Genomic DNA, 20,606 nt, shown 5'->3' on the forward strand with positions numbered 1-20,606 from the left:
CCCGCACACTTTCTGACATGCCGTCAGGAGGGTTCACAACGCCCGGGCCCTCGGCTATACATGGGGATCACCTTCTAGAACGCGTTCTAGAACGCGCTCCGGAACGGTCCCGCACGGCCTCGGCGCGGTCGACGGTGCGGACGGCCGCGCCGAGGTCTTCACCTGCCACAAGGAGCAGCAACGCGATGCCCATTGACGCCGCCAAGGCCGTCGCCGCCGAGCCCCGCAGCGCGGAGATCGGCTGGGACCACAAGGACGTCCAGCTCTACCACCTCGGCCTCGGCGCGGGCGTCCCCGCCACCGACCCCGACGAGCTGCGCTACACCCTCGAATCCCGGCTCCACGTCCTGCCCAGCTTCGCCACCGTCGCCGGCGCCGGCATGGGTGTCGTCGGCGGCCTCTCCGCCCCCGGCATCGACATCGACCTCGCCGCCGTCCTGCACGGCGGCCAGTCCATCACCCTGCACCGCCCGCTGCCCGTCTCCGGCCGGGCCGTCTCCACCTCCCGCGTCGCCGCCGTCTACGACAAGGGCAAGGCCGCCGTCCTCGTGCTGCGCTCCGAGGCGGCCGACGACGACGGGCCGCTGTGGACCAGCGACGCCCAGATCTTCGTACGCGGTGAGGGCGGCTGGGGCGGCGACCGCGGGCCCTCCGAACGCCTCGACGTGCCCGCCCGTGAGCCCGACGCCACCGTCGAGCGGCCCGTCCGCGAGGACCAGGCCCTGCTCTACCGGCTCTCCGGCGACTGGAACCCGCTGCACGCCGACCCCGAGTTCGCCAAGCTCGCGGGCTTCGACCGGCCGATCCTGCACGGCCTGTGCTCGTACGGCATGACGCTCAAGGCGGCCGTCGACACGCTCCTCGGCGGCGACGTCACCCGCGTCCGCGCCTATCGCACCCGCTTCGCCGGGATCGTCTTCCCGGGCGAGACGCTGCGGATCCGGATGTGGCGCCTGGCCGGCCCGGACGGCGGACCGGACGGCGGACCGGAGGGCCAGGTGGACGGCCGGAACGGCGCCCCGGACGGCCAGGCGGACGTCCCGGCGGGCGGCCGGATCCAGATCACGGTCACCGCCGTCGAGCGGGACGACGCGCCCGTACTCGCCGACACCGTCGTGGACCATTCCTGACACCCTGAGGGAGCCGCACCATGCGCGCAGCCGTACTGCACGAGATCGGCCAGGACAAACTCGAAGTCCTCGACGACGTCGAGGCGGTGGGCTTCGGCCCCGGCAAGGTGCGGATCCGGGTCCGGGCCACCGGACTGTGCCACTCCGACGTCTCCGCCATGAGCGGCGTGCTCCCGCAGCCCGCGCCGTTCGTCCCCGGACACGAGGGCGCCGGCGAGATCACCGACATCGGCGACGGCGTCACCGGGCTCACCGAGGGCCAGCGGGTGCTGCTGTGCTGGCTGCCCGCCTGCGGCAGCTGTCCGGCCTGCAGGCGCGGCCAGACCCAGCTGTGTCTGGCCGGCTTCCTGAACGCCGGCACGCCCAACTTCAAGCGCCCCGGCGGTGACGTCTTCGGCTTCGCCGGCACCGGCACCTTCGCCGAGGAGGTCGTCGTCGACGCCGGCTGCGCCGTGCCCATCCCCGACGACGTGCCCTTCGACGTCGCCGCGCTCATCGGCTGCGGCGTGACCACCGGGCTCGGCGCGGCGATCAACACGGCCAAGGTGGAGGCGGGTTCGTCGGTCGCGGTCATCGGCTGCGGCGGTGTCGGCATCTCCGCCATCCAGGGCGCCAAGCTCCAGGGCGCAGCCCAGATCGTCGCCGTCGACCCGGTCGGGTCCCGGCGCGAGGCCGCGCTCCGCTTCGGCGCCACGGAGGCCGTCGCGCCCGACGCGCTCGGCGACGCCAAGCAGCGGATCACCGGCGGTGAGGGCTTCGACTACGTCTTCGAGGTCGTCGGCAAGTCCGCCACCGCGCGCACGGCGTACGAGACGACCCGGCGCGGCGGCACGCTGTGCGTCGTCGGCGCGGGCGCCCTCGACGACCACCTCCAGCTCAACATGTTCGAGCTGTTCTTCGACGAGAAGCGGATCCTGCCGTCCATGTACGGAGGCGGGGACGTGCTGCGCTCGTACGAACGGGCCATCGCCCTCTGGCGGGCCGGCCGCATCGACCTGGAGTCGCTGATCACCCACCGGGTGCCGCTCGCGGGCATCAACGAGGCGATCGAGCAGATGCGCACCGGAGTCGCCCTGCGCACCTGCATCGAGATCTGAGAGGACCCGACCCATGTCACTCCCTCTTGAGGGTCTGAGCGCGATCGTCACCGGCGCCGGCCGCGGCCTCGGCCGGGCCGAGGCGCTGGAACTGGCCCGGCTCGGCGCCGCCGTGGTCGTCAACGACTACGGCCAGCCCGGGCGCGACGGCTCCGGCGAGGCCTCCGCGGCGCCGGCCGAGGAGGTCGCCGCCGAGATCCGCGCGGCGGGCGGCCGGGCCGTCGCCCACCTCGGCGACGTCGCCGACTTCGAGACCGCCCGCGGCCTGGTCGACCTGGCCGTGGCCGAGTTCGGGAAGCTGGACGTCCTGGTCAACAACGCGGGCATCCTGCGCGACCGGATGGTCTTCTCGATGAGCGAGGACGAGTGGGACGCGGTGATCCGGGTCCACCTCAAGGGCCACTTCAACACCACCCACTTCGCCGCCGTGCACTGGCGGGGCCGGGCCAAGGCGGGCGAGAGCGGCGTCTACGGCAGGATCGTCAACACCTCCTCCGAGGCCTTCCTCGCCGGCTCGGCGGGACAGCCCAACTACGCGGCGGCGAAGGGCGGGATCGTCGGTCTGACCACGTCCACCGCGCTGGCCCTCGCCAAGTACGGCGTCACCGCCAACGCCATCTGCCCGCGGGCCCGCACCCGGATGACGGAGGACGTCTTCGCCGGTTTCGCCGAGCCGACGGCCGAGGACGAGCTCGACCCGCTGTCGCCGGAGCACGTGGCACCGCTCGTCGGCTACCTCGCCTCACCGGCGGCCGCCGCCGTCAACGGACAGCTCCTCGTCGTCCACGGCGGCATGGTGGCGGTCGTGGACCGGCCCAAGGTGGCGGCCAAGTTCGACACGGCGAAGGACGTCTTCACGTACGAGGAGCTGGACGGGCTGCTCACGCCGTACTACGCGGCCCGCCCGGCCGGCGAGACCTTCGCGGCGGCCGAGGTGCTCGGTCTCAAGAAGGGCTGAAGGACTGAACGACTGACGGGCTGAAGGGCTGAGCCGGGACGGCGCGGACGGCGCGGACGGCGCGGACGGACCGGAGGACTGGAGGACCGGAGGACCGGAGGACCGGCCACATGGGGGTGTGGTGGGGGAAGGCGGACGGCCCCCGGACGTTTCTCGTCCGGGGGCCGTTCGGCTGTGGTGCGGTGGTGCGGTGGTGCGTCAGCGCGCCGTCGCCGAGGTCACTGCGCCTCGGGCTCGCGCCGGTGGCGGCCGTGCGGGGAGGACGAGGAGTCCTCCGCCGGCGCGGCCGGCCCGCGGTGCTTGCCCGAGCCGTTCGGCTCCTGCGCGTCGGTGTTGCTCATGGTGGAACTCACCCCGTTGTCGTCGCTCTTGCTGTGCGGCTCGGAGATTTTAGCCAGCGGGTTTACGGTCCGTCAGCGGAGCCTGCTGCAAGGGCACGGGACGGCACACCTTGGGTGCCTCCGGGACCGGTTCCGGTTCCGGTACGGGCTGGTCGGCGGGTTCCTCCAGGGCGGCGAGCCCGCACGGCGCCCCGGCCGTCGCGTACGGCAGCCGCAGCACGCCGTCGGCCGTCCACAGGCCGGATCCGGCCAGCCAGCCGGCGGGCGCGGCCAGGTGGTGCATCCGGCGCGAGGAGGGCCGCCACATGCCGACCCAGCTGCCCGCCGCCGCGTCGATGCGCAGCGCGACGCCGCAGCTCTCCGGCATGAGCACCTGCCCCGGCTGCACCGCGAACGGCGTCACCGCCGCGTCGTCGAGCCGCAGGCACTCCGGGAAGCGCACCGGCAGCAGGCTCCCGAGGACGCCCCAGCCGAGCCGGTCGTGGCCCGGTGAGGGCGCGTCGGAGCGGAGGAGCAGCAGCCCGCTGTCGGGGTCCGCGAGGAGCAGCCGGTCGTCGCTGTCCTCGGTGATCTGGAGCAGCGGGGTCACCTCGCCGCCGCGCTCCAGGTCGACGGCGACGGCCTTCACCGGCCCGTCGTCCAGCCGCCGGTCGAGGGCCAGCATCCGTCCCGTACGGTCCAGCCAGACGCCGCCCGTGCAGTGGCCCCTGATCTCGGCGACCGGCTCGGGGCCGAAGGCGCCGCCCGCCACCAGCCACAGCGTGGTCGAGTCCGGGCCGGCGCACATCGCGTACGCGCAGATGCCGTCCGGCGACGGCGGCAGCAGCACCAGGGCGCCCGGGGCGGGGGCCTCGACGGAGCCGAGGACCATCTCGCCGGTCTCCGGGCCGGTCGGATAGAGCAGCGAGAACGTGTGGCGGCGTCCGTCCACCGCGCGGCAGGCCAGGACCCGCCCGTCCGCCAGCGGCAGCAGCATGGTGCCGGGCTCCTCGGGCTGGGCGAGGGGGAGCGGGACGGCGTACGGCTCCGGGCCGTCCAGGGTCCACCGCTCCACGTACAGCGCGTCGCCCGAACCGGCGAGCCGCGCCGCGTAGGCGCCGTTCGCGGTGATCGTGAACGCCCCGTGTCCGGCGGGCGCGGGGCCCATCGGGCCGCCGTCTCCCGCCGCCGTCTCGATGGCACAGGCTGTCATCGACTCGTCACCTCCGGCCACGAAGCTAGTTTTCGCACTTCCAGCCGAACAACGCGAGCCACCTCACTTCACCCCAAAGGGTGGCGCTGTTCCGGTTCCGCTGAGCGGAGGGGGCGGGTTGTGCTGGTGGGGCGCAGGGTAGGTAAGGTAAGGCGACCCTAAGTGGAATCTGGTGCTCCGCTGTGCGGGTCGAGAGCCGTCCCCGTACGCGTACAGGAGATCCCTCATGGCCTTCCGCCGCCGCGGCACCGCCGCCGCCGTCCTCAGCCTCGCCGCCGCGCTCACGCTCGCGGCCTGCGGAGGCGGTGACGGCTCCTCGGGCAGCGCCGGGAAGGAGGACGGCGGCAAGAAGAAGGACGTCGCCGTCGGCGGCAAGGACTTCGGCGACGCGGCGGCCAGGACGGCCGCCCTCGGCACGGACGCGGCGCCGGGTCAGTTCCCGCGCACCCTCACCCACGCCCTCGGCAGGACCGAGATCCCGGCCGCGCCCAAGCGCGTCGTCGTCCTCGACGTCGGCGAGCTCGACAACGTCGTCTCGCTCGGCGTCAAGCCGGTCGGCTTCGCGCCCTCCGAGGGCGACGACGGCATCCCCGGCTATCTGAAGAAGGACGCCGGCGAGCCGAAGTCCGTGGGCACCATCAACAACCTCAACCTGGAGGCGATCGCCAACCTCCAGCCCGACCTCATCCTCGGCAGCCGGCTGCGCGCCGCCGACAAGTACGACGAGCTGTCGAAGATCGCGCCCACCGTGTTCTCCATCCGCCCGGGCTTCACCTGGAAGGAGAACTACCTCCTCAACGCCGCCGCCCTCGACAAGACCGCCGAGGCGAAGGCGAAGCTCGCCGCCTACGAGACCAAGGCGAAGCAGCTCGGCACGGACATCGGCCCCGACAAGCCGACCGTCTCCATGGTCCGCTACCTGCCGGGCAAGATCCGCCTCTACGCCAAGGCCTCCTTCATCGGCACCATCCTCGAGGACGTCGGCCTGCCCCGGCCGAAGAACCAGCAGGTCGACGACCTCGCCGTCGAGGTCAGCCCGGAGAAGATCGACCAGGCCGACGGCGACTGGATCTTCACCGGCGTCTACGGCGACCCGAAGGCCACCAAGCGCGACACCGCCCTGGCCAACCCGCTCTGGAAGAACCTCAAGGCCGTCAAGTCCGGCCAGGCCAAGGACGTGCCGGACGAGACCTGGTACCTCGGCCTCGGCGTCACGGCGGCGAACAGCGTCCTGGACGACCTGCGCGCCGACCTGGTGAAGAAGTAGGACCGGGGGCTTTTCCTCGGGTCTGCCGCTCCCGCGCGCTCCCGTGCCGCCGGGCTTGTCCACAGGCGGCGAGGGTGCGGGGACCGGGTTGTCCACAGGTCAGGACGGCGGGGCGCGCGGGACGGGTAGCCTTTCCTCCGTGCCCCGTCTGTCTGAAGTCATCGCCGAGCTCGACGCCCTCTGGCCGCCGGAGCGGGCCGAGCAGTGGGACGCCGTCGGTACGGTCTGCGGCGATCCCGACGCCGAGATCCGCCGCGTCCTCTTCGCCGTCGACCCCGTCCAGGAGATCGCCGACGAGGCGATCCGCCTCGGCGCCGACCTGGTCGTCACCCACCACCCGCTCTATCTGCGCGGCACCACCACCGTCGCCGCCTCCCACTTCAAGGGCCGCGTCGTCCACACGCTGATCAAGCACGACATCGCCCTGCACGTGGCGCACACCAACGCCGACACCGCCGAGCCCGGCGTCTCCGACGCCCTCGCCGGCGCCCTCGACCTGCGGGTCACCGGACCGCTCGTGCCCGAGAACGGCCTCGGCCGGATCTGCGAGCTGGACCATCCCGAGACCCTCGCCGAGTTCGCCGCCCGCGCCGCGAAGCGGCTGCCCGCCACGGCGCAGGGCATCCGGGTCGCCGGCGACCCCGGCATGACGGTCCGCCGGGTCGCCGTCAGCGGCGGCTCCGGCGACAGCCTCTTCGACGCCGTGCGGGCAGCCGGTGTGGACGCCTTCCTCACCGCCGACCTGCGCCACCACCCCGTCTCCGAGGCCACCCAGCACTCTCCGCTCGGGCTCGTCGACGCCGCCCACTGGGCCACCGAATGGCCCTGGTGCGAGCAGGCCGCCGCCCAGCTCGACACGATCTCCGACCGCCATGGCTGGGACCTTCGCGTCCACGTCTCGAAGACGGTCACCGACCCCTGGTCCTCCCACCACACCTCTTCTGGAGCCCCCAACTGAACGCCGCGCCCGCCGACCAGATCCGACTCCTCGACGTCCAGGGCCTGGACGTGCGCCTCCAGCAGCTCGCGCACAAGCGCCGTTCGCTGCCCGAGCACGCCGAGATCGAGTCGCTGAACAAGGACCTCACCCAGCTGCGCGACCTGCTCGTCGCCGCGCAGACCGAGGAGAGCGACTGCGCCCGCGAGCAGACCAAGGCGGAGCAGGACGTGGACCAGGTGCGCCAGCGCGCCGCCCGCGACCAGCAGCGCCTCGACTCCGGTGCCGTCTCCTCCCCGAAGGACCTGGAGAACCTCCAGCGCGAGATCACCTCGCTCGCCAAGCGCCAGGGTGACCTCGAGGAGGTCGTCCTGGAGATCATGGAGCGCCGCGAGTCCGCCCAGGAGCGGGTCGCCGAGCTGACCGAGCGGGTCTCCGCCGTCCAGGCCAAGGTCGACGACGCGACCGGCCGCCGGGACTCCGCCCAGGCCGAGCTGGACTCCGAGAGCGCCTCGGTCGCCAAGGAGCGCGAGCTGGTGGCGGGCTCGGTCCCGGCCGACCTGATGAAGCTGTACGAGAAGCTGCGCGAGCAGCAGGGCGGCGTCGGCGCGGCCCGGCTCTACCAGCGCAAGTGCGAGGGCTGCCACATCGAGCTCAACATCACCGAGCTCAACGAGGTGCGGGCGGCCGCGGCCGACGCGGTGGTGCGCTGCGAGAACTGCCGCCGGATCCTGGTCCGCACGTCCGAGTCCGGCCTGTAGGGCACGCGGGTCATGACGACGTCGAGGGAGCTGATCGTCGAGGCCGACGGCGGCTCCCGGGGCAACCCGGGACCCGCCGGATACGGCGCGGTCGTCCTCGACCCGGCGACGGGCGAGACCCTGGCGGAGCGGGCCGAGTACATCGGCGTGGCGACGAACAACGTCGCCGAGTACAAGGGCCTGGTGGCCGGCCTGCGGGCCGCGTACGAGCTCTTCCCGGACGCCGCGGTGCTCGTGCGGATGGACTCCAAGCTGGTCGTCGAGCAGATGTCCGGCCGCTGGAAGATCAAGCACCCCGACATGAAGCCGCTCGCCGCGGAAGCGGCGCGCGTCTTCCCGCCGGGCCGGGTCCGTTACGAGTGGATGCCGCGCGAGCGCAACAAGCACGCGGACCGGCTCGCCAACGAGGCGATGGACGCGGGGCGGCGCGGCGAGCAGTGGTCGCCGGCCGCGTCCGACGCCGCCGCGGCCCGTGCCGTCGCCGTCCTGCCGCCGGCCGGCCCGGCCGGCGACGCCACCGCGGGCGCGGCCAGGGCCCGGGCGGCCCTGGCGGGCGCGAGCCCGACGGGCGGCTCGCCCACGCCGGCCGACGACGGCCTCTTCGCCCCCGACGAGGCGCTCGCCGCCCAGGCCCGCGCCTCGCTCTCCGCGGCGGCGACGGCCGACCGCGAAGCGGCCTTGGGCGACTTCGAGGCCGAGGCGGGCCGCCTGGCCCGGACCGGTCCGGACGCCCGCGTCGCGCCGACGGCGACGGGTCCGGATGCCGGGACCGCCCACCGCCCGGCCGCCACGGAGGCGGGCTCGTCGCCCCAGCCCGCGACGGAGACCACCGCGCCGAGCACGCCCCGTGCCGGTGGGCCGACGGGCCTCGCCCCTGCCGGTAAGCCGGCCGGGGCTGAGACGGCCGGGCCGGGCACCGCTGCGGCGCTCGGCGCCCCTGGCGCCGGGCCCGCCGCCCCCGCGTCGGTCGGCGGCACCGCCGGCGCGCCGGGCCGGACGGCCGCCCCGCAGGGGTGGGCGGGGCCCGATATGGGGGCGCCGGCGACGTTTGTGTTGTTGCGGCACGGGGAGACGGCTCTGACGCCCGAGAAGCGGTTCTCGGGCAGCGGCGGTGCGGATCCCGAGCTGTCGGAGGCCGGGCGCCGGCAGGCCGAGGCCGTCGCCGCGGCGCTCGCCGCGCGCGGCACCATCCAGGAGATCGTCAGCTCGCCGCTCACCCGCTGCCGCCAGACCGCCGAGGCCGTCGCCTCCCGCCTCGGACTGGACGTGCGGATCGAGAACGGGCTGCGCGAGACGGACTTCGGCGCCTGGGAGGGCCTGACGTTCGCCGAGGTCCGCGAGCGGTACAAGGACGACCTGGACGCCTGGCTGGCCTCCCCGAAGGCCGCACCGACCGGCGGCGGCGAGAGCTTCGCGACCGTCTCCCGCCGCGTCGCCGCCACCCGCGACCGCCTGACCGCCGCCTACGCGGGCCGCACGGTCCTGCTCGTCACCCATGTGACGCCGATCAAGACCCTGGTCCGTCTCGCCCTCGGCGCCCCGCCGGAATCCCTGTTCCGGATGGAGCTGTCGGCGGCGTCCGTCTCGGCGGTCGCCTACTACGCGGACGGCAACGCCTCCGTCCGGCTCCTCAACGACACCTCCCACCTGCGGTAGCCGCCGGCACCGCGGGGCGCGGCCGGCGCGCCGGAAAACGGCTGGACCCGCGCCCCCGGGGCCGTACAGCATCACGGGCATGACCTGGCATGTCACCGAGGACCCGGACGTCTTCCGGCGCGCCGCGCTGCCCGCGCTGAGCGCCGAACCGGCCCGGAACACCGGCCTGCTCACCCTGCTCGACGGCGCCGGTGCCACCGGCGCTGCCACCGGCGGCGGGCTGCGCGGCTGGTGGGACGGGCCGGGAGGCGGGGCCTTCCTCCTGGCGCCGCGGGGCCTGCTGGTGCTCGGCGCGATGACCGACGGGCCCGCGCGGGCGCTGGGCGCCGCGCTGGCCGACGCCGGCGGGCGGGGGCTGACCTCCGTACGCGGGGAGTCGGGGCCCACCGAGGCGTTCGCCGCGGTGTTCGCCGAAGCCACCGGCCGCACCTGGACCACCGAGCGCCGGATGCGGCTGTTCCGGCTCGGCGAACCGACGCCGCCGCCCGCGCCGCCGGGCCGGGCACGTCCCGCCGGTACGGCCGCGGACCTCGCGCTCGCCGTCGCGTGGACGCGCGCCTACGCCCGCGACATCGGCGAGGACCCGGACGCCGACTACGCGCCGGGCGTGCGGGCGCGGCTCGCCGAAGGCCGGCTCCACTTCTGGCAGGACGCGGCCGGCCGCCCCGTCGCGACGGCCTCCGCCTCCCGGCTGATCGCCGGTCAGGTCCGCGTCTCGTTCGTCTACACCCCGCCCGCCCACCGCAGCCGTGGCTACGGCGGCGCGGTGACGGCCGCGGTCGGCGAGGCCGCCCTCGCGGCGGGCGCCGGACAGGTGCTGCTCTTCACCGACCTGGCGAACCCGACGAGCAACGCGCTGTACCAGCGCCTCGGTTACCGGCCGGTCGTCGACCACACCGCCGTGACCTTTGACGGCCGGCGCGGTGGTCAGCGGGCCGCCGGCCGGCCGGCCAGCGCCGCCGCCTCGCGGGCCAGCGACTCCACCCGCGCCCAGTCGCGGGCCGCGAGCGCGGCCGGCGGCAGCATCCACGTACCGCCCACGCAGGAGACGTTGGGCAGCGCCAGGTAGGACGGCGCCGAGGCGGGACGGACGCCGCCGGTCGGGCAGAAGCGGGCGCGGGGGAGCGGTCCGGCGAGGGACCTCAGATACGGGACGCCGCCCGCCGCCTCGGCCGGGAAGAACTTCATGTCCGTCACGCCGCGTTCGAGCAGTGCCACGACCTCCGAGGTCGTCGAGACGCCCGGCAGGAACGGCACGCCCGAGCCGCGCATCGCGTCGAGCAGCCCGTCCGTCCAGCCGGGGCTGACCAGGAACCGGACCCCGGCGCCGACCGCGTCCGCGACGTCCGCCGCCGACAGGACCGTGCCCGCGCCGACGACCGCCTCGGGAACGGCGTCCGCGACGGCCCGGATCGCGTCGAGGGCGGCCGGCGTACGGAGCGTGATCTCGATCGCGGGCAGGCCGCCGGCGACGAGGGCGCGGGCCAGCGGTACGGCATCGGCGGCGTCGTCGATCACGACGACGGGGACGACGGGGGCGGCGGAGGCAAGGTCGAGCACGCTCGTCATGGCCTCATCCTGCCGACGGCGGGCAGGCCGTGCAACGAGCGTTGCGCATGCTGCAATGCGCCCGCGGCGGGCTCAGTGGATCTCGTCCACCAGGACGTCGAGCACGCCCGGCTTGCCGCCCTCCTCCACGACATGGCCCAGGTCCCGCAGCGCCTCCACCAGCTCCGCCCGGCCCGCCGGCTCGGCGCCCGCCTCCAGCAGGCTGCGCACGATCCGGCCCTTCGTCGCCTTGTTGAAGTGACTGACCACCTTCCGCGTCGGCGCGTGCAGCACCCGTACCGTCGCCGTCCGCTCCGCGACCTCACCCTTCGGCTTCCACGCCGACGCGTACGCCGACGAGCGCAGGTCCAGGACGAGACCGTCGCCGGCGACCTCCGGCAGCACCGAGGCCATCGCCCCGCGCCAGTGCGCGACCAGGGCCCCGATCCGCGGCAGCTTCACTCCCATCGAGCAGCGGTACGAAGGGATCTCGTCGGTCACCCGCACGGCGCCCCACAACCCCGAGAAGACCAGCAGCGCGCGGCCGGCCCGCTCCCGGGCGGCCGCGTCGAGCGTGGCCAGGCCCAGCGCGTCGTACAGGACACCGGTGTAGATCTCCCCGGCGGGCCGCGCGCCGGCCGTGCGCAGCTCGGCGTTCTTGGCGACCTCGCCGCGCAGGCCCTCGCTCAGGCCGAGCACCTCGCGCGCCTTCTCCTCGTCGGCGACGCACAGCTCGACCAGCTCGTCGAGCACCGCCGCCCGCGCCTGCGCGAGCCCGGCCAGCGACAGCGCCTCCGCCTTGAGCGGCGCCCCGGCCCCCGAGGAGGCCTTTCCTTCGGAGGGCGGCAACAGGACGAGCACGGCGGTTCTCCTTCGTACGTACGGGGATGGGGGTGCGGCCCCAGGTAGCCAGCGTACGAGGTCGGGGCACAGGCCCCGGCCGGCCCGGGTCCCGCGCAGGCCGGGGGCGCGGGGCGTGGGGCCCGGGGCGCGGACCCCGGTTGGCCCCGGGTCCCGCGAAGGCCGGGGGCGCGGGGCGTGGACCCCGGCCGGCCCCGGGTGGCCGCCCGACGAGTCGCCCGACGGGCCGCCGCCGTCCGCCGAGGTCCGCCGCCGTCCCGCGTCCCGCGAAGGCCGGGGCGCGCGGACGGGGACGGCCCTTCGGCCCTTCCCGCGTCCCGGCATCCCGGCATCCCGGCATCCCGGCATCCCGGCATCCCGGCATCCTGGCATCCCGGCATCCCGGCATCCCGGCATCCCGGCATCCCGACATGCCGGGCTCCGTGCGGCGGCCTACGCTCGGGCCATGCCCCGCCGCCACATCCATGTGACCGCCGCAGCGGACGATCCGCTGCGGGCCGCCCTGCGTGCGCTCCGCGACGAGCTGGCGATTCCCGAGGCCTTCCCGCCCGCCGTCCTCGCCGAGGCCGACGAAGCCGCCACGACACCCGACCTCCCCGCGGACGACGCCACCGACATCCCCTTCTTCACCATCGACCCGCCGGCCTCCCGGGACCTCGACCAGGCCATGCACCTGGCCCGCCGGCCCGGCGGCGGATACCGCGTCCACTACGCCATCGCCGACGTCGCCGCCTTCGTCACGCCCGGCGGCGCGGTCGACACCGAGGCCCACCGGCGTGCCACGACCCTCTACCTCCCCGACGGCAAGGTGCCGCTGCACCCGGCCGTCCTCTCCGAGGGCGTCGCGAGCCTGCTGCCCGGCAGCACCGTGCCCGCCCTGCTGTGGCGCTTCGACCTCGACGCCGACGGCCGCCCCGTCGGCACCGACCTGCGCCGCGCCCTCGTCCGCAGCCGCGCCAAGCTGGACTACGCCGGCGCCCAGGCCCAGATCGACGCCGGCACCGCCGAGGAGCCGCTCGCCCTCCTCCCGTACGTGGGACGGCTCCGCGAGGCACTGGAGATCGAACGCGGCGGCGTCTCGCTCAACGTTCCCGAGCAGGAGGTCGTCGAGAGCGGCGGCAGCTACTCCCTCGCCTACCGGGCCCCGCTCCCCGTCGACGGCTGGAACGCGCAGCTCTCGCTGCTCACCGGCATGGTCGCGGCCGACCTGATGATCGCCGCCGGCACCGGCATCCTGCGCACCCTGCCGCCCGCCCCGGACGGCGCCGTCGCCCGGCTGCGGCGCTCCGCCAAGGCCCTCGGCATCGACTGGCCCCACCACGTCTCGTACGCGGCGCTCATCCGCACGCTCGACCCGCACAACAGCCGGCACGCCGCCTTCCTCCAGGACGCGACCACACTCCTGAAGGGCTCCGACTACACGCCCTTCACCGGCGGCCACGTGCCCACACCCGCCGTTCACGCCGCCGTCGCCGACGAGTACACCCACTGCACGGCGCCGCTGCGCCGCCTCGTCGACCGCTACACCGGCGCCCTGTGCCTCGCGGCCGTCGCCGGCACCGCGCCGCCCGAGTGGGTCCTGGCCGCGCTTGACGGACTGCCCGAGGACATGGCGAAGGGCACCAGGCTCGCCGGCAAGGCCGAGCGCGAGTGCGTCGACATCGTGGAGGAGGCGCTGATGAGCGGCCGGATCGGCGAGACCTTCGACTCGGTCGTCATCGACGTCAAGGACCACGAACCCGACGTCGGCACCGTCCACCTGGAGGACCCGGCGGTGATCGGCCGCGTCCTGGCCGACGGGGCCGCGCTGCCGCTCGGGGACCGGCTCCTGGTCAGGCTGACGCAGGCGGATCCGGGACGGGCGAAGGTGCAGTTCGCTCCCGCGTGACGGCCTGGGCCGCAGGCCTGTTGGGCGCCCGGTTCAGCGCCGTGCTCAGCGCCCGGTGCAGCGCCTTGGAGTCGTCGGCGTGCAGCCGTACGGTCCGTACGGGCCGGGGCGCGCCGAGCAGCCGGGGCGCGTCGACCGGCTCGGTGAGTTCGAGGGTGAGGGAGGTCTGCGAGCCGACGGCCAGGTTCAGCTCGCCGGCCTTCTCCTCGTGCGTGAAGAGCGACTCGTGGCGCACGGCGGCGATCCGGTCCAGCGGTATCCGCACGTCCACGTGGGCCGCCCGGCGCACCCGCAGCGCGTCGGCGGTCAGCACGTGCGGCCGGGTCACGGAGGCGGCGTGCAGACCGAGGACGAACAGCACGGTGTAGACGTCGAGGACGAGGACGACGGCGTGGGCCACCGGCCAGTCGGCGAGCAGGTACGACATGCCGACGGTCTCCACGCAGCACACGAAGGCGAAGCCGTACATCAGGGCCGCCTGGTCCCGGGCGTGCGCGAACGCCTCGGTGCCCGGCGCGTCCACACCGTGCGGCCGCCGCGCCACCCACCGCCCGAGCCCGGCCAGCAGCCGCAGCTCATGCCGTACGAGCCGCAGCGCGGGCTCCGGTACGAGCGCGCGCACGGCCTCCCGGCGGGACAGGCCGCGCCGCCGCAGCCTCAGACAGGCGACGCCGTGGGCGAGCAGCAGCAGGCTCACGGCCGCCTCCGCGCCGGCGAGGACGGCCGGGGGGATCCGCACACCGGCCACGAGACACACGGCGAGGACCAGCTCGGCGGTGACCAGCGCGCACGCAAGCCAGGTCGACAGCCGGGTCGACAGCCGCCTCACCGCGCACGCTCCGCCACGAGACGGACGGCCTGCCGTACGGCGGCGGCCTGGGCAGGCGCCAGATCGCCAAAGAACACGTCGGCGAGCCCGCCCTCGGGCATCTCCCCTCCCGCCTCGTCGGGCAGCACGGCGGCGAGCGCCGCGGCCGCCTCCGCCACCCGGGGATCGTCGGGCGCGGCCTCGGCCAGGTCGTCGAGCCGGGCGTAGATCTCGGAGGCGTGCCCGGAGGCCGCGCGCATCATCTCCATCAGCCTCGCCCGCTCCTCGGGCGGCACGACGGTGTCGAGCAGTGTCAGCAGCTCCCGGTCCTTCGCGGCCATCGGCGACGCGGCCGCGCCCCCTCCGGGCCTGCCTGCCGGACCAGACCCGCCGGGCCCGCCGAGGCCGCCGGGCCCACCTGCCGGACCAGACCCGCCTGCCGTGCCCGACCCGCCTGCCGTGCCCGACCCTCCGGGCCCGCCAGACCCGCCCAGCCCGCCGGGTGCGCCCAACTCGCCCAGGTCCGCGAGCAGCGCGGCCAGCTCCGGCGACACCGGTCCGTCGGCCGCGAGCCGCCCCTCCCGCGCCTGCGCGAGCAGCTCCGCGAGCCGCGCCCGCCGCTCCCGGATCACCCGCTCCTGCCGCACCAGGTCCTCGTCCAGCTCCTCGAGCACCTCCACCAGCTCCCTCCCCGCCTCGTCCGCGAGCACCGCCGCCACCTCGTCGAGGCCGAGCCCCAGCTCCGTGAGCCGCCTGATCCGCGCGAGCAGCACGGCGTCCCGGATCCCGTACTCCCGGTACCCGTTCGCCCGCCGCGCGGGCTCGGGCAGCAGCCCGAGCCGGTGGTAGTGCCGCACGGCCCGCGGCGTCACCCCGACGAGCCCGGCGAGCTCGCCGATCCGCATGCCCTTGCCGCCGTTGCCGATAGCCATGCCCTCAGTAGAAACGTTGACGCTGCGACAAGGTCAAGCGCGGTCCGTGGCCGCGTCCGGATCATGTGCCACGATCGAGGGAACGACCCCGATCACAGGGACGGCGGGTGCCTTGATGTCCGACGATCACGACATGACTGCCATGCCGCACGCGCCACTCACGCAGGAGGACGTCCTGCTGGAGGGCTTTCTGGCACTGGACACGCCAGAAGGTTTCCGGGCGGAGCTGATCGAAGGGGAGATCGTCGTGACGCCGCCGCCGGACGGGGACCACGAGGACTACATCGGACTGATCGTCGGCCAGGTCCTGCGCCGGTCCCGGGTCGCGATGCAGTTCTCCGGGAACAAGGGGCTGACCCTGAAGGAAGTCTCCGGTGCCCCGAGAGACCATGTCATCCCCGACGGAACCTTCGCAGCGGAGAAGCGCCGCCTCTTTCGCGGCGCCGACCCGTGGATGCCGTGCGAGGGAGTGGCGATGGTCCTCGACGTCACCTCCACCCGCGCGAACGCCGACCGCGACGTCAAGCGCCGCTGCTACGCCCGCGGCGCGATCCCTCTTTACCTGCTGGTCGACCGCGACGATTCCACGGTGTCGCTCTTCACCGACCCGGAGAACGGCGACTACCGCGAGCAGCACCGCGTGCCCTTCGGCAAGACCCTCTCGCTGCCCGAGCCCTTCGGCTTCGACCTCGAGACGGCCGACTTCCTCTGATCCGGCCCGGCCGGAACGCCAGGTAGCATGGTCGGCACGGCAGACGAGCCGGGCGGGCGGCCGCGTGAGGGTCTTCGGATCCTCCCGAGGAACGTCCGGGCTCCACAGGGCAAGGTGGTGGCTAACGGCCACCCGGGGTGACCCGCGGGACAGTGCCACAGAAAACAGACCGCCGGGGATCTCGGTCCTCGGTAAGGGTGAAACGGTGGTGTAAGAGACCACCAGCGCCTGAGGTGACTCAGGCGGCTCGGTAAACCCCACCCGGAGCAAGGTCAAAAGGGGACACCTCGGTGTCCCTGCGCGGATGATCGAGGGCTGCCCGCCCGAGTCCGCGGGTAGACCGCACGAGGCCGGCGGCAACGCCGGTCCTAGATGGATGGCCGTCACCCCGACGACCGCGAGGTCCCGGGGTACAGAACCCGGCGTACAGCCCGACTCGTCTGTCGGCAGTCGTGGAAGGGCCCCTGGTCAGGCGTTTTGCCTGGCCAGGGGCCCTCCTGTCGTCCCGGGGCCTACTTGTCCGGCCAGGCTGCGCGGTTGACCGCCTGGATGACCTGGGCCTGCGTGGCCTGCTGCTGGAACATCCGGGCCTGGACCTGCAGCGCGCTCATGTAGGCCGCGTAGGCCTGCGCGCTGCAGGGAGTCGTGCCGCCGCCGCTGCCCTGGGTGACGAGGTCGCCGGCGGGCGCGACCGGCAGGCCGTGGGCCTTGCACCAGGCGAGCGCCTTCTGGTAGCGGTCGTAGGCCGGATTGCCTGAGGCGGTGGCGCTGCCGGTGGTCCCCGCGACGCAGACGGCGGCCAGCACGGCGCTTCCCACCGCGAGACGTACCTTGCGCATGAAGCACTTCCCTCCGTTTTGGCGTCTGCCACGCCGTGAGCCCGGCCCGGCAGACAAGGTCGGCGCCACTCTCGCAAGCCTGGGCGAGCCCGTGCGGGTGTCGTCGGCGTTCGCGATCGGGTCTGGCTCGAAACATCGGTGAACTGTCCCGAATCGATGGCCTGTGCGACGAGAAGCCCTCCCGCGCGCCCCACCCGCCCCACCCGTCCCAGGAGCCTCACCTCGTCAGGGCGCGCTCACGACCCCGGCACCGGCCCCGGCCTCGGGCTCCGGCAGGGACCGCTCCGCGACCCTGCGGAGGTGGCGGGCGAAGACCTCCGCCGCGTCCGGCGTCAGCGTGCGCAGGGCGACCATCGCCGTGATGACGACGTCGCAGAGTTCGGCCTCCACGTCCTGCCAGGTGTGGCTGCGGCCCTTGCGCGGGTTCTGGCCGGTCGCGCCGATCACCGCCTGGGCGGTCTCGCCGACCTCCTCGGAGAGTTTGAGGACGCGGAGCAGGATCTCCTGGTCCGGCGGCAGTTGCTGATGCTCCGTGAGCCAGGCCTGGAGGCGGCCGACGGTGGTCCAGATGGGCTCGCTCGCGGTGCCGCTCGTGGTGTCGGTCATGAGGGAAGACTGCCCGACCGGGTACGGGTAGGGCATGACCATTCCAGTGGACCGGCTCAGCCAACCCGCGGTGCGGGCCTTCGTCACCGCCCTCAACGCCAACGACCGGCAGGCCTTCTTCGAGGCCCTCACCCCCGACGCCACGATGTCCGACGACGGGTCCGAGCGGGACCTGAAGGAGTGGACCGACCGGGAGATCTTCTCCGCGAACGGGCGGATGGAGGTCGAGGCCGAGACCGACGGCGGGCTGGCGCTCGTCGCCGCCTTCACCAACGACACCTGGGGCTCGATGCGCACCGCCTGGCGGTTCGCCGTCGACGGCGGCAAGGTCTCCCGCTTCGAGACCGGGCAGGCCGGCGACTAGGAGAGGGGGGAGGGGAGAGAGGGGAGAGAGGGAAGAGGGGGAGGGGGCAGAGGGCGGGCCCGAGCCGGGCCTCGCGGCCCGCCCCGCCGGCCCGGGCCCCCGCCGGCCCGCCCGCCCGCGGCCCCGAAGCCGCCCCGCCCGGCCGCGCCGCCCGCCCGCTCAGCCCCGCCCGATGTACGGCATCGTCGTCGCCATCACCGTCGCGAACTGCACGTTCGCCTCCAGCGGCAGGGCCGCCATGTGCACCACCGTCGCCGCCACGTCCGCCGCGTCCATGACCGGCTCCACCGCCAGCTCGCCGTTGGCCTGCAGGATGCCGGTCTGCATGCGGGCCGTCATGTCCGTCGCCGCGTTGCCGATGTCGAGCTGACCGCAGGCGATCCGGTACGGACGGCCGTCCAGGGACAAGGACTTCGTCAGGCCCGTCATCGCGTGCTTCGTGGCCGTGTACGCGATCGAGTGCGGGCGCGGTACATGCGCCGAGATCGAGCCGTTGTTGATGATCCGGCCGCCCTGCGGCGACTGTTCCTTCATCGCCCGGAAGGCGGCCTGCGCGCAGAGGAACGCGCCCGTCAGGTTGACGTCCACGACCGCCCGCCAGGTCTCCGGGTCCAGGTCCTCGACCGGGACGCCGCCGCCCGCGAACGTGCCCGCGTTGTTGAAGAGCAGGTCGACCCGGCCGAACCGGTCCCGTACGGCGGAGAAGAGGGCCGCGACCTGTTCCGCCGACGTCACGTCCGTCGGGACGCACAGGACGCGCTCGGCCGGCAGCGACGCCGCCGTCTCCTCCAGCGCCTCCGCCCGGCGGCCCGCGAGCGCCACCGACCAGCCGGCCTCCACCAGGGCCCGAGCCACGCTCCGGCCGATGCCCGATCCCGCTCCCGTCACCACTGCGATGCTCATGGGCGCGCAGCGTACGGCAGACGCGTGCCCCACGAACTCATCCGTCCGACACATGGATGTTCTGTACCCGACAACGTGAGGTCGTCCCGGCCCCCTGCACTGACGGAAGGACACCATCCGTCAGGGGAGGGGACCATGACCGCCGCACCCACGTATGTCGACGAACTCCACGCCGTCGCCCGCCACCTGGGCCGACGTCGCTTCCTCACCGGCACCGCCGCGGCCGCCGCGCTCGCGTTCGCCGTGAACCTCCCGGCCGCCGGAACGGCCGCCGCAGCCGAACTCGACGCCCGCCGCATCACCGACAACCCGTTCACCCTCGGCGTGGCGTCCGGCGACCCGCTGCCCGGCTCCGTCCTCCTGTGGACCCGGCTCGCGCCGCGCCCGTACGAGGCCTCCGGCGGGCTGCCCGCGAGCCGGGTCGCCGTCGGCTGGGAACTCGCCCACGACGAGCGCTTCACCAAGGTCGTCCGGCGCGGCACCGCCACCGCCCACCCCGAGTACGCCCACACCGTCCACGTCGAGGTCGAGGGCCTCGCCCCCGGCCGCGTCTACTTCTACCGCTTCCGCGCCGGCGCCTGGACCAGCCCCGTCGGCCGCACCCGCACCGCGCCCGCGCCGGGCGCCCTGCCCGCCGCCGTCAGACTGGCCGCCGTCTCCTGCCAGGCCTACCCGGACGGCTACTTCACGGCCCACCGGCACCTGGCGCAGGAGGACCTGGACGTCGTCTTCCACCTCGGCGACTACATCTACGAGTACCCGGTCGACTCCACCGCCGGCGACCGCGCCTACAAGGTGGGGACCCTTCCCGCCGTCTTCAACCACGAGACCACGACGCTGGAGGACTACCGGCTGCGCTACGCCCTCTACAAGTCGGACGCTGACCTGATGGCCGCCCACGCCGCCCATCCCTTCGTCGTCACCTGGGACGACCACGAGACCGAGGACAACTACGCCGACGACGTCCCGCAGAACGGCGTGCCGCGCGAGGAGTTCCTGATCCGCCGCGCCGCCGCGTACCGCGCCTACTGGGAGAACCAGCCGCTGCGCCGGCCCCAGCGGCCCACCGGCCCCGACATGAAGCTCTACCGGCGGCTGTCGTTCGGGCGGCTCGCCCAGTTCGACGTGCTCGACACCCGCCAGTACCGCTCCGACCAGGCGTACGGCGACGGCTGGCAGGTCCCGGGCCCGGAGTCGGAGGACCCGAGGCGCACGCTGACCGGCGCCACCCAGGAGCGCTGGCTGATCGACGGCTGGCGCGCCTCGCACGCGCGGTGGAACGTCCTGCCGCAGCAGGTGATGTTCGCCGAGCGCCGCAGCCTGCCGACCGCCGCGTACAAGCTGTCCATGGACGCCTGGGACGGCTACCCGGCCTCCCGGCAGCGCGTCCTGGCCGGCGCCGCCGCGGCCGGCGTCGAGAACCTGCTGGTGCTCACCGGAGACGTACACGTCTCCTTCGCCCTCGACATCAAGGCCGACTTCCGCGACCCGTCCTCGCGCACCGTCGGCACCGAGATCGTCACCACCTCCGTCTCCAGCGGCCGCAACGGCGCCGACCGGCCGGCCAACCACGCCACCCTGATGCAGGCCAACCCGCACATGCGCTTCTACAACGGGCGGCGCGGCTACGCGAAGGTCACGCTCGGCCGCGACAGCGCCCGCGCCGACTTCCGTACGGTGTCCGCCGTGACGACGCCCGGGGCGCCGGTCACGACGGCCGCGTCCTTCGTCACCGAGGCCGGAAGGCCCGGGCTCCACCCGGCCTGAGCCCCCTACCATCTGGGAGAGGATTCAACGAAACGGAGC

Annotated in this window: 20 protein-coding genes, 1 other RNA gene and 1 pseudogene; 13 read left to right on the top strand and 9 right to left on the bottom strand. The window is 74.3% G+C overall.

The genetic code is table 11. The features are described 5' to 3' along the window. Positions 1-185 precede the first annotated feature (185 nt). Genes ACIGO8_RS23465 through ACIGO8_RS23475 form a run of 3 tightly spaced genes read left to right on the top strand, consistent with a single transcriptional unit; the run spans position 186 to position 3,185 of the window. Complete coding sequence (locus tag ACIGO8_RS23465) at positions 186-1,130, top strand: MaoC/PaaZ C-terminal domain-containing protein (RefSeq protein ID WP_399733903.1); 945 nt, start codon at positions 186-188, stop codon at positions 1,128-1,130. A gap of 20 nt (positions 1,131-1,150) precedes the next feature. Further along, positions 1,151-2,227, top strand: coding sequence for a Zn-dependent alcohol dehydrogenase (locus ACIGO8_RS23470; RefSeq protein WP_399733905.1), 1,077 nt, complete (start codon positions 1,151-1,153; stop codon positions 2,225-2,227). A 13-nt stretch (positions 2,228-2,240) separates the two neighbouring features. Beyond that, positions 2,241-3,185 carry a 3-oxoacyl-ACP reductase gene (locus ACIGO8_RS23475; protein WP_399733907.1) on the top strand — a complete coding sequence of 315 codons (945 nt, stop codon included), beginning with the start codon at positions 2,241-2,243 and terminating at the stop codon, positions 3,183-3,185. Positions 3,186-3,403: 218 nt separating this feature from the next. Here the strand turns inward: ACIGO8_RS23475 and ACIGO8_RS23480 are convergent, their stop codons facing one another. Both ACIGO8_RS23480 and ACIGO8_RS23485 read right to left on the bottom strand, forming a co-directional pair. Beyond that, positions 3,404-3,526, bottom strand: coding sequence for a hypothetical protein (locus ACIGO8_RS23480; protein WP_399733910.1), 123 nt, complete (start codon positions 3,524-3,526; stop codon positions 3,404-3,406). A gap of 49 nt (positions 3,527-3,575) precedes the next feature. Next, the gene (locus tag ACIGO8_RS23485) at positions 3,576-4,718 is read right to left on the bottom strand and encodes a hypothetical protein (RefSeq protein WP_399733913.1); all 1,143 of its coding nucleotides are present in this window, start codon (positions 4,716-4,718) and stop codon (positions 3,576-3,578) included. A 226-nt stretch (positions 4,719-4,944) separates the two neighbouring features. On the opposite strand from ACIGO8_RS23485, the gene ACIGO8_RS23490 reads away from it, so the two are divergent. The 5 genes and pseudogenes from ACIGO8_RS23490 to ACIGO8_RS23510 form a co-directional block, all read left to right on the top strand. Further along, on the top strand, positions 4,945-5,985 hold the full coding sequence (locus ACIGO8_RS23490) for an ABC transporter substrate-binding protein (protein ID WP_399733916.1): 1,041 nt from the start codon (positions 4,945-4,947) through the stop codon (positions 5,983-5,985). Between the two features lie 139 nt (positions 5,986-6,124). Next, a complete protein-coding gene (locus ACIGO8_RS23495; RefSeq protein WP_399733919.1) occupies positions 6,125-6,943 on the top strand; it encodes a Nif3-like dinuclear metal center hexameric protein in 819 nt (272 codons plus the stop codon). Further along, positions 6,940-7,683 (top strand): zinc ribbon domain-containing protein, encoded by a 744-nt coding sequence (locus tag ACIGO8_RS23500; protein ID WP_399734275.1) that lies wholly within the window; start codon positions 6,940-6,942, stop codon positions 7,681-7,683. Before ACIGO8_RS23495 ends, ACIGO8_RS23500 begins: the two co-directional genes overlap by 4 nt. 12 nt (positions 7,684-7,695) lie before the next feature. Then, positions 7,696-9,339, top strand: a complete 1,644-nt coding sequence (locus tag ACIGO8_RS23505; protein WP_399733922.1) for a bifunctional RNase H/acid phosphatase — start codon at positions 7,696-7,698, stop codon at positions 9,337-9,339. Positions 9,340-9,787: 448 nt separating this feature from the next. After that, a pseudogene (locus tag ACIGO8_RS23510) lies at positions 9,788-10,213 on the top strand (GNAT family N-acetyltransferase); the annotation flags it as partial. Positions 10,214-10,266: 53 nt separating this feature from the next. Here ACIGO8_RS23510 and eda read toward each other — a convergent pair. Both eda and yaaA read right to left on the bottom strand, forming a co-directional pair. Beyond that, entirely contained in the window at positions 10,267-10,908 is a 642-nt protein-coding gene (gene eda, locus ACIGO8_RS23515; protein ID WP_399733924.1) for a bifunctional 4-hydroxy-2-oxoglutarate aldolase/2-dehydro-3-deoxy-phosphogluconate aldolase, read from the bottom strand. A gap of 72 nt (positions 10,909-10,980) precedes the next feature. Beyond that, positions 10,981-11,748: a peroxide stress protein YaaA gene (gene yaaA / locus ACIGO8_RS23520; RefSeq protein WP_399733927.1), complete on the bottom strand. Its 768-nt coding sequence runs from the start codon at positions 11,746-11,748 to the stop codon at positions 10,981-10,983. Positions 11,749-12,193: 445 nt separating this feature from the next. Between yaaA and ACIGO8_RS23525 the strand changes: the two genes are divergently transcribed. Continuing rightward, positions 12,194-13,636 carry an RNB domain-containing ribonuclease gene (locus ACIGO8_RS23525; RefSeq protein WP_399733929.1) on the top strand — a complete coding sequence of 481 codons (1,443 nt, stop codon included), beginning with the start codon at positions 12,194-12,196 and terminating at the stop codon, positions 13,634-13,636. Here the strand turns inward: ACIGO8_RS23525 and ACIGO8_RS23530 are convergent. Further along, positions 13,581-14,465 carry a hypothetical protein gene (locus ACIGO8_RS23530; protein WP_399733932.1) on the bottom strand — a complete coding sequence of 295 codons (885 nt, stop codon included), beginning with the start codon at positions 14,463-14,465 and terminating at the stop codon, positions 13,581-13,583. The two genes, ACIGO8_RS23525 and ACIGO8_RS23530, sit on opposite strands and share 56 nt — an antisense overlap. Beyond that, on the bottom strand, positions 14,462-15,349 hold the full coding sequence (locus ACIGO8_RS23535; protein ID WP_399734278.1) for a MerR family transcriptional regulator: 888 nt from the start codon (positions 15,347-15,349) through the stop codon (positions 14,462-14,464). The genes ACIGO8_RS23530 and ACIGO8_RS23535 overlap by 4 nt, the downstream gene beginning before the upstream one ends. 160 nt (positions 15,350-15,509) lie before the next feature. Between ACIGO8_RS23535 and ACIGO8_RS23540 the strand changes: the two genes are divergently transcribed. Further along, positions 15,510-16,088, top strand: coding sequence for a Uma2 family endonuclease (locus ACIGO8_RS23540; RefSeq protein WP_399734281.1), 579 nt, complete (start codon positions 15,510-15,512; stop codon positions 16,086-16,088). 44 nt (positions 16,089-16,132) lie between these two features. Beyond that, an RNA gene (gene rnpB / locus ACIGO8_RS23545) (RNase P RNA component class A) lies at positions 16,133-16,531 on the top strand. A 69-nt stretch (positions 16,532-16,600) separates the two neighbouring features. Here the strand turns inward: rnpB and ACIGO8_RS23550 are convergent. Together ACIGO8_RS23550 and ACIGO8_RS23555 are read right to left on the bottom strand one after the other, a co-directional pair. Further along, positions 16,601-16,927: a hypothetical protein gene (locus ACIGO8_RS23550; RefSeq protein WP_399733935.1), complete on the bottom strand. Its 327-nt coding sequence runs from the start codon at positions 16,925-16,927 to the stop codon at positions 16,601-16,603. A gap of 225 nt (positions 16,928-17,152) precedes the next feature. Beyond that, on the bottom strand, positions 17,153-17,533 hold the full coding sequence (locus ACIGO8_RS23555; protein WP_399733937.1) for a MazG-like family protein: 381 nt from the start codon (positions 17,531-17,533) through the stop codon (positions 17,153-17,155). A gap of 34 nt (positions 17,534-17,567) precedes the next feature. Here ACIGO8_RS23555 and ACIGO8_RS23560 point away from each other — a divergent pair, with 34 nt between their 5' ends. Next, complete coding sequence (locus ACIGO8_RS23560; RefSeq protein ID WP_399733938.1) at positions 17,568-17,897, top strand: nuclear transport factor 2 family protein; 330 nt, start codon at positions 17,568-17,570, stop codon at positions 17,895-17,897. Positions 17,898-18,056: 159 nt separating this feature from the next. On the opposite strand, the gene ACIGO8_RS23565 is transcribed toward ACIGO8_RS23560, so the two are convergent. Continuing rightward, positions 18,057-18,800: an SDR family oxidoreductase gene (locus ACIGO8_RS23565; RefSeq protein WP_399733941.1), complete on the bottom strand. Its 744-nt coding sequence runs from the start codon at positions 18,798-18,800 to the stop codon at positions 18,057-18,059. Positions 18,801-18,935: 135 nt separating this feature from the next. On the opposite strand from ACIGO8_RS23565, the gene ACIGO8_RS23570 reads away from it, so the two are divergent. Then, complete coding sequence (locus ACIGO8_RS23570; RefSeq protein WP_399733944.1) at positions 18,936-20,567, top strand: alkaline phosphatase D family protein; 1,632 nt, start codon at positions 18,936-18,938, stop codon at positions 20,565-20,567. The last annotated feature ends 39 nt before the right edge of the window (positions 20,568-20,606 follow it).

This window comes from Streptomyces sp. NPDC053493, from assembly GCF_044544825.1.
Classification (GTDB): domain Bacteria; phylum Actinomycetota; class Actinomycetes; order Streptomycetales; family Streptomycetaceae; genus Streptomyces.

Bases quoted from the DNA above. Each gene is read 5' to 3' on its own strand.
- ACIGO8_RS23465 (WP_399733903.1), top strand. From the start codon at position 186: ATGCCCATTGACGCCGCCAAGGCCGTCGCCGCCGAGCCCCGCAGCGCG.
- ACIGO8_RS23470 (WP_399733905.1), top strand. From the start codon at position 1,151: ATGCGCGCAGCCGTACTGCACGAGATCGGCCAGGACAAACTCGAAGTC.
- ACIGO8_RS23475 (WP_399733907.1), top strand. From the start codon at position 2,241: ATGTCACTCCCTCTTGAGGGTCTGAGCGCGATCGTCACCGGCGCCGGC.
- ACIGO8_RS23480 (WP_399733910.1), bottom strand. From the start codon at position 3,526: ATGAGCAACACCGACGCGCAGGAGCCGAACGGCTCGGGCAAGCACCGC.
- ACIGO8_RS23485 (WP_399733913.1), bottom strand. From the start codon at position 4,718: ATGACAGCCTGTGCCATCGAGACGGCGGCGGGAGACGGCGGCCCGATG.
- ACIGO8_RS23490 (WP_399733916.1), top strand. From the start codon at position 4,945: ATGGCCTTCCGCCGCCGCGGCACCGCCGCCGCCGTCCTCAGCCTCGCC.
- ACIGO8_RS23505 (WP_399733922.1), top strand. From the start codon at position 7,696: ATGACGACGTCGAGGGAGCTGATCGTCGAGGCCGACGGCGGCTCCCGG.
- eda (WP_399733924.1), bottom strand. From the start codon at position 10,908: ATGACGAGCGTGCTCGACCTTGCCTCCGCCGCCCCCGTCGTCCCCGTC.
- ACIGO8_RS23525 (WP_399733929.1), top strand. From the start codon at position 12,194: ATGCCCCGCCGCCACATCCATGTGACCGCCGCAGCGGACGATCCGCTG.
- ACIGO8_RS23535 (WP_399734278.1), bottom strand. From the start codon at position 15,349: ATGCGGATCGGCGAGCTCGCCGGGCTCGTCGGGGTGACGCCGCGGGCC.
- ACIGO8_RS23540 (WP_399734281.1), top strand. From the start codon at position 15,510: ATGACTGCCATGCCGCACGCGCCACTCACGCAGGAGGACGTCCTGCTG.
- ACIGO8_RS23550 (WP_399733935.1), bottom strand. From the start codon at position 16,927: ATGCGCAAGGTACGTCTCGCGGTGGGAAGCGCCGTGCTGGCCGCCGTC.
- ACIGO8_RS23555 (WP_399733937.1), bottom strand. From the start codon at position 17,533: ATGACCGACACCACGAGCGGCACCGCGAGCGAGCCCATCTGGACCACC.
- ACIGO8_RS23560 (WP_399733938.1), top strand. From the start codon at position 17,568: ATGACCATTCCAGTGGACCGGCTCAGCCAACCCGCGGTGCGGGCCTTC.
- ACIGO8_RS23565 (WP_399733941.1), bottom strand. From the start codon at position 18,800: ATGAGCATCGCAGTGGTGACGGGAGCGGGATCGGGCATCGGCCGGAGC.
- ACIGO8_RS23570 (WP_399733944.1), top strand. From the start codon at position 18,936: ATGACCGCCGCACCCACGTATGTCGACGAACTCCACGCCGTCGCCCGC.